This is a genomic window from Salinigranum marinum, assembly GCF_024228675.1.
Lineage (GTDB): Archaea > Halobacteriota > Halobacteria > Halobacteriales > Haloferacaceae > Salinigranum > Salinigranum marinum.
Genome location: NZ_CP100461.1, coordinates 2,414,548 through 2,427,911 on the forward strand (window position 1 = coordinate 2,414,548; position 13,364 = coordinate 2,427,911).

Annotated in this window: 9 protein-coding genes; 4 read left to right on the forward strand and 5 right to left on the reverse strand. The window is 68.0% G+C overall.

Going from position 1 to position 13,364, the window contains the following annotated elements:
* Positions 1–96: 96 nt before the first annotated feature.
* Positions 97–1,479, reverse strand: coding sequence for an MmgE/PrpD family protein (locus tag NKJ07_RS11960; RefSeq protein WP_318567046.1), 1,383 nt, complete (start codon positions 1,477–1,479; stop codon positions 97–99).
* A gap of 235 nt (positions 1,480–1,714) precedes the next feature.
* On the opposite strand from NKJ07_RS11960, the gene NKJ07_RS11965 reads away from it, so the two are divergent.
* Positions 1,715–3,067 (forward strand): MmgE/PrpD family protein, encoded by a 1,353-nt coding sequence (locus NKJ07_RS11965; RefSeq protein WP_318567047.1) that lies wholly within the window; start codon positions 1,715–1,717, stop codon positions 3,065–3,067.
* A 148-nt stretch (positions 3,068–3,215) separates the two neighbouring features.
* Here NKJ07_RS11965 and NKJ07_RS11970 read toward each other — a convergent pair whose 3' ends face one another.
* Complete coding sequence (locus NKJ07_RS11970) at positions 3,216–4,604, reverse strand: MmgE/PrpD family protein (protein WP_318567048.1); 1,389 nt, start codon at positions 4,602–4,604, stop codon at positions 3,216–3,218.
* 143 nt (positions 4,605–4,747) lie between these two features.
* Here NKJ07_RS11970 and NKJ07_RS11975 point away from each other — a divergent pair, with 143 nt between their 5' ends.
* Positions 4,748–6,097: an MmgE/PrpD family protein gene (locus NKJ07_RS11975; RefSeq protein ID WP_318567049.1), complete on the forward strand. Its 1,350-nt coding sequence runs from the start codon at positions 4,748–4,750 to the stop codon at positions 6,095–6,097.
* A gap of 23 nt (positions 6,098–6,120) precedes the next feature.
* On the opposite strand, the gene NKJ07_RS11980 is transcribed toward NKJ07_RS11975, so the two are convergent.
* Positions 6,121–7,659, reverse strand: a complete 1,539-nt coding sequence (locus NKJ07_RS11980; RefSeq protein ID WP_318567050.1) for an amidase — start codon at positions 7,657–7,659, stop codon at positions 6,121–6,123.
* 116 nt (positions 7,660–7,775) lie between these two features.
* Positions 7,776–8,546, reverse strand: coding sequence for an IclR family transcriptional regulator (locus tag NKJ07_RS11985; RefSeq protein ID WP_318567051.1), 771 nt, complete (start codon positions 8,544–8,546; stop codon positions 7,776–7,778).
* 965 nt (positions 8,547–9,511) lie between these two features.
* On the opposite strand from NKJ07_RS11985, the gene NKJ07_RS11990 reads away from it, so the two are divergent.
* Positions 9,512–11,164: an aldehyde ferredoxin oxidoreductase family protein gene (locus NKJ07_RS11990; RefSeq protein ID WP_318567052.1), complete on the forward strand. Its 1,653-nt coding sequence runs from the start codon at positions 9,512–9,514 to the stop codon at positions 11,162–11,164.
* Positions 11,165–11,296: 132 nt separating this feature from the next.
* Positions 11,297–11,923, forward strand: a complete 627-nt coding sequence (locus NKJ07_RS11995; protein WP_318567053.1) for an MBL fold metallo-hydrolase — start codon at positions 11,297–11,299, stop codon at positions 11,921–11,923.
* A gap of 14 nt (positions 11,924–11,937) precedes the next feature.
* Here NKJ07_RS11995 and tcuA read toward each other — a convergent pair whose 3' ends face one another.
* On the reverse strand, positions 11,938–13,347 hold the full coding sequence (gene tcuA, locus NKJ07_RS12000; RefSeq protein WP_318567054.1) for an FAD-dependent tricarballylate dehydrogenase TcuA: 1,410 nt from the start codon (positions 13,345–13,347) through the stop codon (positions 11,938–11,940).
* Between the last annotated feature and the right edge of the window lie 17 nt (positions 13,348–13,364).

Below are 13,364 nucleotides of genomic sequence, written 5' to 3' on the forward strand. Positions count from 1 at the left end.
GGCGGAACGAGCGGTTCACACCCGAGTCAGCCGGAGAACGCGACGGGACGACGTCCCGTGTTCGCACAGCAGTGACCGAGTCAGAGAACGACCGAGTCAGATGGTGAGCGCGTCGACGAGCGAATCGACGGTCGAGAGGGTTTCGAGGCGACCACAGGAGTCGACGAGTGTCTCCACCTGTTCGTCGGTCAGCAGCGGCTCGGCCATCGACCGCATCTTCGCTTCCAGGTCCGCCTGCGACATCGGGTTCTGTGCGTGACCGGGCGCGTAGTCGACGTGCGTCTCGTACGTCGCGCCGTCGGCGACGAGGCGGACGATGGAGGGCGTCGAGTCGGGGTTCCGAACCGCTTCGGCGTTCATCGCATCGGTCTCGGTGACAGAGACGAGTTGCATCAGACGATGGACGGTCGGGTCCGAGCGGTACGCCTGTCCGTAGTGTTTCGGCTCCACGTCGCCGTAGATGGCCGCGATGGCGGCCGTGTACGGGATGCTGTGGTCGGCACTCTCGCGGGTCAGGTCCGCCGACCACTTCTCGGCACCGCCGAGGATCGACGCCGCCTCGTCGAACGTCTCGATCCGGATCTCCTCGATCGCGTCGTGGGCGACGTCGTGGTCGGCGACGAGGTCGCGGACGCCGGCGACCATCGGCTGCATGTAGTAGCCGCACGGGAACGGTTTGACGTGGGCGTCGGTGATCCGATACGCGGCACCGTCACGGCCGCCCAGCCGGTCGATCTCGAGGCGACGGTCGGCGACCACCTCGAAGAAGCCGCCAGGCCCCTCGAAGACGCGTTCGGGGCCGGTGAGGCCGGCCCGGGCCATCTGACACGCCTGGATCGCGTTGTGCGTGACGTACGGGTGGGCCGCCCCCTTCCACATCGAGACGTCGCCCTTACGGGAGATCATGAGCGTCAGGTTCGACGCGCCGGCGATGCCGACGGCGTTGCGGATCTGCTCGTAGTCGAGCCCCATGAGTTTCCCCACGGCGACGGCGCCGGAGAACGCCCCCCACGTCACGTAGTCGTAGTCGTTGCCCCAGAGGACGCCGGTGTCGACGCCCGCGCCCTCGATCTCGTACGCGAGGACGATCGCCTCGACGAGCTCCGCGCCGGTCCGCCCCTCGGCCTCGGCGACCGATATCAGCGCCGGGATGTGGTCGCTCGGGTGGCAGGCGCGGCCCTCGCTGATGTAGGTGTCGTTGTAGTCGAGATACCGGACCTGGGTCGCGTTGATCAGTCCGGCGTACTCGACCAGCGTCTCCGTCCCCGCGCCGAACACCGTCGCCGTCCGTCCGTCCGGCCCGTCGAGTCGGCCGTACGTCCCCCGGAGGTGTTTGCTGGGCGGACTCGTGTACGCCCCCAGACAGCAGCCGACAGAATCGAGAACGAGCCGTTTCGCCGCATCGATCGCCTCCGCGGAGATGTCGTCGATCGACAGCCCGTGCGCGTACTCGGTGATCACGTCACTGGTGAACTCCATCGTCAGTGGCTCACGGGGGAGACGTATAACCGTTGATCCCGTCCGGGCGGCGAGACCCGTGACAGATCGCCGGGCGCGGCGTGACTGGCTGTCGAGGACGGTGACTGACAGCCGGGCGCGGTGCGGCTGACTGCTGGTCTCGCCTCGGCCGATCGGGACGCCGTCGGTGGATCAGACGCGCGTTCGGGACGTGAGCAGTCGGTATGTTTATTCAGTAGTAATCTGACCGTAGGGTGTGAGTGAAACTGAAGCGTTAGCAACGTTCGTCGAAGAGACGTCGCTGTCGGACGTTCCGGAGGACGTCCAGCAGAAGGCGAAGGAAGCGATCACGGACCTCGTCGGCGTCGCGGTGTACGGCTCACACCACGACGTCGGCGAGCGGGTCGCGTCGTACGTGGACGCGACCTTTTCGAGCGGGGAGGCGACCGTGCTCGCCCGTGGAAACGCCAGTTCACCCGGGGCGGCGCTGGCGAACGCCTCGTTCGGCCACGCCGTCGACTACGACGACACGTTCGAGTCGATCGTCATCCACCCGACCTCGCCGGTGTTCTCGGCCGCGCTCGCGGCCGGCGAACGGGCCGGGGCGAGCGGTGCGGCGGTACTGACGGCGTACGTGGTCGGGGTGGACGTCGCCTACCGGACCGGCCACAGCACCTACCCGGAACATTACGAGAACGGCTGGCACAGCACCGGCACGGTCGGTACGTTCGGGGCGGCCGCCGCGGCCGCCTCCGTGATGGGGCTGTCCGCAGAGCGGATCCGGCACGCGTTCGGCATCGCCGCGTCGGGGTCGTCCGCGCTGAAGAAGAACTTCGGGACGATGACGAAGCCGCTGCACTCCGGCCACGCGGCTCAGATGGGCGTCCGGGCGGCGACGCTCGCCGCGGAGGGCTTTACCGCCGACCCCAGCGTCTTCGAGGGCAAGATCGGCTACGGGACCGCGATGACGCCCGGCGGGACGTACGACCCCGACGAACTCACCCGAGAGCTCGGCGAGACGTGGGCCGTCATGGACATCGGTTACAAGCCGTACCCCTCGGGCGTGATCACCCACGCCGCGATGGACGCGCTCCGCGAGATCGTGGTCGACAACGACCTCGCGCCCGACGACGTCGAGGCCGTCACGGTCGCGCTGGACGATGCCGCCTCGGAGATGCTCCACCACGAGAACCCCCAGACGGGGCTGGAGGCGAAGTTCTCGATCGAGTTCTGTCTCGCGTCCGTCCTCCGCGAGCGCGACCCGGGCATCCACGAGTTCACCGACGAGTACGTCACCGCGCCGGCGACGCGCGAGCAGACCAAGAAGGTGACGCGGGCGTTCGAGGAGAACCTCTTCGGGGGGAACTACGCGAACTACGCCGCGCGCGTCGACGTGACCACGGTCGGCGGCGAGGAGCTGTCGAACGAGATCACCTACGCGCCGGGGTCGCCGAACAATCCCCTGTCGGAGGAGCGCCTGCGCGCGAAGTTCGACGAGTGTGCGCGGGACGTGCTGTCGGCCGACGACGCCGACGCGGCGTACGAGGCCATCGCTGACCTCGAATCCGAGGGGGCGCTCGAACGGTTCGTCGAGGCAGTCAGCGCGTAACTCGGCTCGGGACTGTTTTCACGTTTTTATGTTTCAGTCCAGACACTCGCGGAGACGGCTGGTCGACGGGAGCGGTGGCGACGAGACGACACGTCGGTCCGAGGGAACAGCGACGAGCCCAGGGTGGACGGCGTGAGCTGCGCGCTCGTTAGGCGTCGCCGAACGGGGCGACCAGCTCCCGGCCGGTTCGCGACTCGATGTCGCGGACGCACTCGACGATCCGTCGGCGGGCGTCGGCGTCGAACGTCGGGGTGAGATCGGCGAACTTGCGTTCGAGGTCGGCCCACGAGAGCGGGTGTTCGGGTTCGCCCTGGACCCACTCGCGGAACAGTTCGTACGTCCCGTCCGACGTTCGGACGGTGACGCGGGCGGGGTAGAGTTCGGGGAGGAACGCTTCGAGTTCGTCGCTCGCGACCGTCGTGGTGACGTCCATCAACCGATCGAACGAGTCGGGGCGGTCGGCCGACAGCGCGTCGTCGAACGAGCCGAGGCTGGCGTCGCAGTACGCCACCGCGAGGGCTGCCGAAAACGGCATGTCGAACTGGGCTTCCGCCGACGAGGTGGGGTGGCTGTCGCCGTCCCCCCGGGCGAACATCCGCGCGCCGGAGGTCGGCAGTTCGACCGTGATGGCCTCGACATCGTCGGGAGCGATCTCCTCCTCCTCGGCGAGGTCGATCAGCAGGGCGATGGGGACGTGGGCGAACGTCCCGACGGGGTAGGGCTTGATCTTCGTTCGTGCCGCCTCGTACACCTCGCCGAGCCCCTCGGTCGCGCGCTCGGGGGCCGGCCGGTCGGCGTACGCCTGGAGGAAGCCGAGTTCGCCCTCGATCGGGTCCGGCGGCCCCTCGAAGCCGTTGGTGGCGAAGGCGACGGCGACGAACGCGTTCCGGGCGGCGAAGCCCGGGTGGATCCGCTTGTTCCAGCCGCCGGTCACGCTGCACTGGTACGACCCGCTCGCCTGGCTTCCGTTGACGCCGAAGGCGGCGACCAGCTCGTCGGCGTCGAGGCCGTAGACGACGCCGACGGCGGCCGTTGCGCCGAAGGTTCCGCACGTCCCGGTGGGGTGAAAGCCCCGCTCGTGCGAGGAGCGGGGGTTGCAGGCCATCCCGAGCCGGGCCGTCACGTCGTAGCCGGCGACGAGCGCTTCGAGGAGCGTCTCGCCGCTCGCGTCGACGGTCTCGGCGGCCGCCAGCGCCGCGATCACGACCGAGGAACCGATGTGGAGGCTCCCCGGCGAGTGGCGGTTGTCGTAGTCGAGGCTGTGCGAGAGCGCGCCGTTGACGAGCGCCGCGTCCGCGGGCGACAGTCGATCGCCCGTCGCGAGCACCGTCGCGGTCCCGTCGGTCCCTCGTCGGGCGCCGTGGAGATCGCTCCCCGCGCCGACCATCACCTCGGCGGAGTCAGACCAGTGGTAGCCGCCGACGGCGGTGCCGAGCGTGTCCAACAGGAGCGTCTTGGTGTACTCGACCGAATCGTCGTCGACCGCATCGAGCGACAGGTCGGCGCAGTACTCCGCGAACTCACGTGCGATCGTCATCGAACCACCTGCATGGTCGGCACTCACCGACGGAGGGCTTGAGCGTTCCGCTCGTCACGGGAAAAGCGGGGATCACCGGGAGCCGCGAGACGGCGACGCATGTGAAGCTATAAATCGGAGAGCCAAGAAGGGTAGATAGACGCATGACCACAACAGCGGACTTCGCGGAGTTCATCGGCTCGACCGAGTACGAAGACCTCTCAGAGGAGGTCGTCGACGGCATCAAGAAACGGATCCTCGACTCGATCGGGATCGCGCTCGGCTCGATCGGCGACGAGCCGGTCGAGATCGTCAGGGAGACCGTCCGCGAACTCGACCCCGAAGGCGGTGCCTGCGACATCTGGGGTGCCGACGAGACGGCCTCACCGCCGGAGGCGGCGATGATGAACACGGCGTTGATCCGCTATCTCGACTACATGGACGCGCTGTTGCTGCCCGGGGAGACCCCACATCCGAGCGACAACGTCGGTGCCGCGGTCGCCAGCGCGCAGTACGCCGGCGCATCGGGCAAGGAGCTGATCACCGGCGTCGGGATCGCCTACGAGGCACACGGCGAGATGGCAGCGAAAGCGCCCGGCCGGGACATCGGGTGGGACCACATCCACGTGACGTTCGGATCGGTCGCCGCCGCGAGCAAGCTCATGGGGCTCGACTACGAGCAGACCCGCAACGCCGTCGGCATCGCGACGGCCGCGTACAACCCGCTCCGGGTGACGCGGACGGGCGAGATCTCGATGTGGAAGGGGATCGCGTCGGCGAACCTCGCGCGCAACGCGGTGTACACGGCGATGCTCGCGAAGAACGGGATGGAAGGCCCCGTCGACGCCTTCGAGGGGCAGAAGGGCTGGAAGGAGATCGTCCAAGAGCGGGACTTCCAGGTCGAGTTCACCCCGTGTGAGCGCATCCTCGAAGTGATGACGAAGAAGTACATGGCGGGCACGCACGCCCAGACGGCGATCGAGGGCCTGCTGGAGTTGCTCGACCGCGACGGGATCGACCCCCACGACATCGAGGGGATCCACTTAGAGACGTACGAGAGCGCGAAACACGTCATGGGCGGCGGCGAGGGCGACCGGCACGTGCCGAAGAACCGCGAGCAGGCCGACCACAGCATCCCGTACACGCTCGCGGCGGCGGCGCTCGACGGCCAGTTGATGAAAGAACAGTACACGAAAGAACGGATCACGCGCGACGACGTCCGCGAGTTGATGGGGACGATGACCGTCGAGGGGAGCCCCGAACTCACAGAGCGGTTCGAGGCCGGCGAGCAGCCGTACAACATCACCGTCACGACGGCGGACGGCAGCGAACACCGGATCGAGAAGACAGCGTTCGAGGGTCACCCGACGAACCCGATGTCGTGGGAGCAGTTAGAGGAGAAGTTCCACGGAATCGCGAAGGACGTCTACCCCGAGGCTCACCGCACCGAGATCATCGAGACCGTCAAGACGCTCGAAGACCACGAGACGAGCGATCTGACGGCGCTGTTGTAGACTGTCGTAGTCGGGCTCCGGCTTCACCCGACCGTCTCGGCGACGCGCCGGGCGGCCCCGAGGAGCGTCTCCTCGTCGAACCGCGAGCCGAGGAGCTGGAGTCCGACCGCCGGGCCGTCGTCGACCTCGTTCGGGACCGTGATCGCCGGCACGCCGGTCACGTTGGCGAGCTTCGTGTACCGCCCGTAGCCGTACGGGCTCGACGCGTCGAGGCCGTCGTAGTCGAACGTCGATCCCTGCGCCGCCGCGACGAGCGGGGCCAGCCGGGGGACGGTCGGGGTCACGACCGCGTCGAACGACGAGAGCGTCTCCGCCAGCGCCTCGCGGATGGTCGCCCGGGCGGCCTGCGCGCGGGTGTAGTGGCGGCCGTCGTGAGCCGTCATGAGCCGCGCACCGGCGAGGAGCCGGCTCCGGTAGAAGTCGTTCAGCTCCCCGTTGGCGGCGCGGGCGCGGCGGGCGAAGCCGACCTGGTCGAACGTGTTCGGGACGCCGCCGCGGCGGACCGGTGCACCGCCGTCGCGCCAGTACGCGGCGAGTTCGACGTAGCTGATGACGTTCTTGACGTGTTTGACCTGATCGAGATACGGGAGCTCGCACTCCTCGACGTGGGCACCCGCGGCTTCGAGCTCGTCGATCGCGCGCCCGTGTCGCGCGGCGATCGCCGGGTCGATCTCGTCGGTGAGTCCCTGCGTCGCGACGCCGATCCGGAGCGTCGAGAGCGGCGGTGGCGACTGGACCGCGTCGACGTAGTCGCCGACGCGGTAGTCGTCGGCTCCCGCGGCGGCCATGCTGGCGGGGTCGCGTTCGTCCGTGCCGGCGATCGCCGCCAGGACCGACGCGACGTCTTCGACCGTCCGGGCGATCGGCCCCACGTGATCGAGCGTGTACGTGTTCTCCACGACGCCGGTGAGCGGGACGAGCCCGTAGGTGGGCTTCAGCCCGACCAGTCCGCAGAAGGCCGCTGGCTTCCGGACCGACCCCCCCGTGTCGGTCCCCAGCGCGACGTCGACGATGCCGGCGGCGACCGCCGCCGCGCTTCCGCCCGAGGAGCCGCCCGCGATCCGGTCTTCGTCGTGGGGGTTGAGAACGAGCCCGCGGAACGACTGCCCACGCCCGCCGCCGGCGAACTCGTCGAGGTTCGTCTTCGCGGTGATCGTCCCGCCGGCCGCTCTGAGCCGCGTCGTCACGGTCGCGTCGCCGCTCGGAACGAAGCCGTGCATCACGCCCGACGCGCACTGCATCGGGACGCCGGCGACGGCGATGAGATCCTTCAGCCCGACCGTGGTGCCGGCGAGGAGATCGCCGTGGGTCGGCGTCGGGGGGACGTGACACGCCACGCTGAGCGCGTTGTACGGGTCGGTCGGTTCGGACCACGTCCGCTCGCCGGGCGCGTCGGGGGCGTCCGCGACGGGGATCTCGTAGAGGTCGTCGAGGCCGTCGTCCAGCCGGTCGTTCACCGCCGACGCGAGCGCCGCTTCCTCGTTCGGTCCGACGTCGAGCCCGTACGCGTCGGCGAGCCGTCGTATCTCCCGCTCGGACACGTCCCTGAGTACGTCTCGCATGGTTCGTCATCGGCGTGGTGGGTCTATAGCTTTGCGACCGGCCGGCGGGGCCGGTCACCGATCGGAACGCACACCGCGAAAACACGGCCCGCCGCGGGGCCACCTCGAACCGACGCTCAGGAGTATCGGATGTTGAGTTCGATCTCGTTGGCGTGCCCGAGCAGCAGATCGGGGATCTCCTCGCGGTACAGCGAGCCTTTCAGCCGGTTGCTCGGCCCCGAGACGCTCAGCGAGCCGAGGACGAGCCCGTCCGCGCCGTGGACGGGAACCCCGACCGCACGGAGGCCGTCGACCGACTCCTCGTTGTTGAACGAGACGTTCGTCTCGCGGATCCGGGCCAGTTCCTCGCGGAGTTCCTCGCGGTCGGTGATCGTGTGCTCGGTCTCGGCGGGGAGGCCGTGCTCGTCGATGATCTCGTCGACGCGGTGCTCCGGCAGGTTCGCCAGAATCGCCTTCCCGGCCGCACTGGAGTGGAGGTACCGACGGATCCCCGCCCGACGGTCGATCAGCACGGCCCTCGCCTCCGACGCCTCCGTGTGCAGGTAGATGCCGCGTCCGTACTCCTCGACGACGAACTGCGCGCGTTCGCCGGTCTCCTCGGCGATCTCTCTGACCTTCGGGACGCTGAGTCGGTAGCCCTTCTTGCGGTTCTTGGCGTAGGTGCCGAGGTCCAGAAACTCCAAGCCGACGTGGTACTCGTCGCCCTCTTTGACCACGAACCGTTCCTGGGCGAGCGTCGCGAGGTACTTGTGTGCGGTGCTCGGAGCCATATCCAGTTCCTCGGCCAGTTCGGTCACGCGAGCCCCGCTCATCTGTCGTAACGTCCGGACGACCTCGAACCCCCGTTCGATGGTGGAGAGCGTTTCGCTTGGGCCTCGGCGGTTCATACACGATCGTTCGAGACCCACGCACTTAACATTCACTATGGTCGGAGGAGCGCGAGCCGACCGGGCGCCCGACACGGATATTCATAATTATAGTTCACTATAGAGAGAGGAGACCGTTCCGGGGTGCCGTGGCTCGGCCCTCTTCGCGTCGACAGGGGGAGGCGACTCCGACTGTCGGGTGCCGCCGATCCCGGCGGGTCCGTGGAGCCGTCCGTCGGGAACCGTGAGGCCGAACGGGCGTGTGTGCCCCGTGAGGACGCTCGCGTTCGGCGGATCGGACGGACACTGTCCGCTCCCGAGTCAGTCACGCGTTCGAATACGACTCGGTGTGACTACTCAATAAGTCTCCCGTTTGTCAGTGAGACACGATGTTCACGATACGGACATGCTCTGTCGTCGCGTAGAACCCCGCGGACAGGGCCGCAGACGCCGGGTCAGTCGGAGTGTCGGGCGGAAACAACACGGTTTTTCCTTCACGTCTTCGAAAGGTACTCGCGAAGGAATACTCCGAACCAGGGTACTGTCAGTCCTGCTGGACGCCGGTACCGGCGTCGACGCTCCGTGAACGGTTCGTGGACGCTCCCGCGAGGAGCGTCGTGCGCACCCGAGGCAGATCGGAGTCACGTTACACATATACAACTGTAATAAGACAGACACCGCTCGTGTGAGTCGAGTGTCGTTACAGCCATGCAAGTGTAATTTTGTCGGCACTGGACGTCGCCCGTTTCCGCCGAGAGCGACGACCCATCCGACGGCTGTCCGCAGTTCGATTCCGTGAGCCGGTTCTCCCCGGTGCCGTGCGTGAAACAGAACGCCAGGGTCGACCGTGTCTTTTTCATTATTCGTGTATTTTATATACGAACGGCACGGTAATAGCGAGTAGCAGGCTACTCGTTCGGCTACGCGTGGTCGGTGTCCAGACGTGCGAGAAACGCTTATACGACGGACGGCCGTGGATGTTCCCAATGCTCCGTACAACGGGTGACCTGCTCACCCTCGACATCGGCGAGCGGACCTGGGAGACGACACCGATCGACGACGAACTCCGGTCGTTCATCGGCGGGCGTGGGATCGCGACGAAACTCGCACACGAGCGGCTGCCGTTCGACGCGGACCCGCTGGGGCCGGAGAACCGGGCGTACCTCTCGACGGGGCCGCTCCAAGCGTCGCGGATGAGCTTCACCGGGCGCATGAACGCGACCGCGCTCTCCCCGCTGACGAACGGGCTCGCGTCGTCGAACGCCGGCGGCTACCTCTCGCGGAACTTCGCGAGCGCCGGCTACCCGTGCGTCGAACTCGTCGGCGCGAGCGACGACCTGCTCGCGATCCACGTCACGGACGAGGGCGTGCGCTTCGAGGCGGTGCCGGAACTCGCGGGGGCGACCGTCAGCGAGACCACCCGGGCGATGACCGATCGCCACGGCCTCGAAAGCGAGCACCTGGTGACCGTCGGCCCAGCGGGCGAGAACGAGGTTCGCTACGCCTCGCTGATGACGTCCGACACCCGGGCGTTCGGCCGCGGTGGGATCGGTGCCGTGCTCGGGTCGAAGAACGTGAAGACGGTGTCGTTCACCGGGGACGCCGACCTCGACGTCTCGCTCCCGGACGACGCGGTCGCGAGCGAGATCCACCGCCAGGCCGCGACCGAAGACCACATCATGAAGCGCCAGGGAACGACGAGCGGCGTCGACCTGAAGAACGAGATGTTCTCCCTGCCGACGCGGTACTTCGAGCGGATGTCGTTCGACGAGGGCGTCGAGGGGATCAACGGGGCGGCCGTCGAGTCGAAAAAGCACAAGCGCGGGACGTGCTCGATGTGTGCGTTCGCGTGTAAGCTCCCGACGCGGGACGACGAGACGGGGCTCGAAACCGAGGGGCCGGAGTACGAGACGGTGTTCTCGTTCGGGAGCAACCTGGAGGTCGGCGACATCGTCTCGGTGATGAAGTCGAACGAGCGGTGTGACGAACTCGGCCTCGACACGATCAGCGCGGGCGTCACGATCGGGGCGTACCTCCAGGCCGAAGACCGGTTCGGCGACTCGGCGCTGATCCACGACCTGATCGAAAAGATCGCCCGGCGTGAGGGCGTCGGCGACAGCCTCGCCGAAGGAGTCGACCGCGTGCACGACGACCTCGGCGTGGCGAACTGGACCTCGAAGGGGATGGAGTTCCCCGGCCACGACGGCCGGGTGCTACACGGTCGCGGGCTCGGCTACGCCACCGCGAACCGGGGTGCGGACCACATGTACTCGAAGATCCACAACCTGGAGTACGAGGGGCGGGTCCACCCAGAGGGGCTCGACGGGAAGGCATCGATCGTCGCGGATCTCGAGGACCTGAAAGCGGTGAACGACTCTGCGGTGATCTGTAAGTTCTCCCGCTCGGCGATGAGCGACGAGCGCTACGAACGACTGTTCGGCGAGGAGTACGAGCAACTGCTCCAGGTCGGGCGGCGGATCGTCGACCTCGAGCGGCACTTCAACAACCAGCGGGGGTTCGACCGCGCCGACGACACCCTCCCGTACGAGATCGAGGGGATGGACGACGCCCTCGACGAGTACTACACCTACCGCGGGTGGACAGCCGACGGGGTCGTTCCCGACGGGAACGTGGCCTGACGCCGGGGCTCGCTCCGAAGGAGCCGTCGACCCCCGATCCCCGACCGCCACGGCCGCGGGCGACGTGTTCGACAGAGGGGAGAGTGAGAACCGGTAGCACTATTTTCACGGGAGGGGTAGAGAGGAGACGACATGCCAGTCGAGATAGCCACCGACGTGTACGACATCACGTGCCTGGACGAACCCGAGGGAAAGCGATTCCGCGCGTTCCTGTTCACCGACGGGACGCCGACGCTCTTCGACACCGGACTGGAGCACAGCACGGACGCGCTCGACGAGGGGATCTCGGCCGTCGGCGTCGAGCCGGAGCGGGTGGTCATCACCCACGGCGACGGCGACCACATCGGCGGGTTCGACCACGTCGTCGAGACGTACGGCCCGGAGACGTGGGTGCCCGAACAGCTCGACGTGGAGACCGACCACGACCCCGACCACCGGTACGGCGACGGCGACCGGATCGGGCGGTTCACGGCCGTGCACACGCCGGGACACGAGCCCGAGAACCACGCGCTGATCGACGAGGACGCGGGGATCGCGGTGCTCGGCGACGCCCTCTCGGGGGCCGACCAGCGGGGTCTCCCGGCCGGCTACTTCCTCCTACCACCGGCCGTCTACTCGCAGGACCTCAACCTCGCCGAGGAGAGCCTCGAACGCCTCCTGGCGTACGAGTTCGACGTCGGCCTCGTCTACCACGGTTCGTCCGTACTCGAAGACGCCCGGACGAAGATCGACCGGTTCGTCAACTTCCCCGGGAAGTAGTCGCCCCGACTGGGTCACTCCGCGGCGTCGTCGGCCGCGCGGTCGCCGGCGACCCGCCCGAACACCGCCGCGGCCGTCAGCCCGGTTCCGCCGGGATAGTTGCGGTAGAAGATGCCGCCGGTACTGTTGCCGGCGGCGTACAGCCCCGGGATGACGGTGTCGGTCGTGTCGAGCACCTCCGCGTCGGGCGTGATCGCGACGCCGCCGAAGGCGAACGTCATGCCGCCGGTGACCGGGTAGCCGGTGAAGGGCGGCTCGTCGAGCGCGAGCGCCCAGTTCGACTTCGGCGGGTCGACCATCTCGGCCGCGTTGCCGTCCAGGCGGTTCGGATCGTACCGCTCCGGAGCCGCGGGGTCGCAGGCCTCGTTGTACGCCGCGACGGTCTCGACGGCGCGGTCGACGTTCTCGATGTCGAGCCGACGCGCGAGCGCCTCGATCGAGTCGGCCGTGATCGGCCGGGTCGGACCCATATGCGCGACGTCGTCCACGACCGTCGAGTCGACGACGATGAACGCCTCGTGGTAGGGCTGTTCGAAGATGCGGCGGCCGAACTTGGCGTAGGTGTGCGCGCGGGCGTCCTCCCCCTCGTCGACGAACCGTTCGCCGTCGTGATTCAGGATGACCCCGTACTGGTAGCCGTCGATCCGGGTGATGCCGCCCTCGACGTCGGGTGAGCCGGCGTCGATGATCGCCATGTGGGCGTCGCCCCACTCGCCCTCGGACTTCGCCCCGACGGCCATCGCCGCCTCGAGCGTCTCGCCGGTGTTGTACCGGCTCCCGCGCACCTTCATGTTCCCGTAGCCGGGGCCGTAGTAGCGCGTCCGCTTCTCCTTGCTTGAGCCGTAGTCGCCCGCGGCGAGGACGACCGCGTCGGCGTCGAACCGGGTCCGCGTGCCGTCGACGAAGCCGATGACACCGGTTACCGAGCCGTCGTCGGATCGCACGAAATCGCGGGCCTCCGCCCGGTAGTGTATGTCTACCGTGGCGGGCTCCGCCGCGATGGCCTCGACGAGCTCGTCGATCATCTCCGCACCGTCGAGCCAGACGCGCCCGGCCGTGTACCCCGGGTGGGGTGCCTGGAACTCCCACGACACGCCCTTCTCGGTGAGCCACTCGAACGTCGCCGCCGCCTCGCCGGTCACGACCGACACGAGGTCCGGGTCGGCCCGGAGGTCGGTCACCTTCATGATGTCCGAGTAGAAGTTCGAGGCGGTGTAGTCGTCGACGTTGAACTCGACGTCGAGGTCGATGTCGGCCGTCGGGATGCGGAACGACTCGGTGAACCGCGTGTGTCCGCCCCGCCGTTCTTTCGGCGCTTTCTCCAGGATTGCGACCGATCGGTTCCGCTCGGCGAGTCGTAACCCCGCAGCGAGGCCGGCGATGCCACAGCCGACGACGACGACATCGTAACGTAAGTGCTCCATGGTCAGTGGCAGTCTAA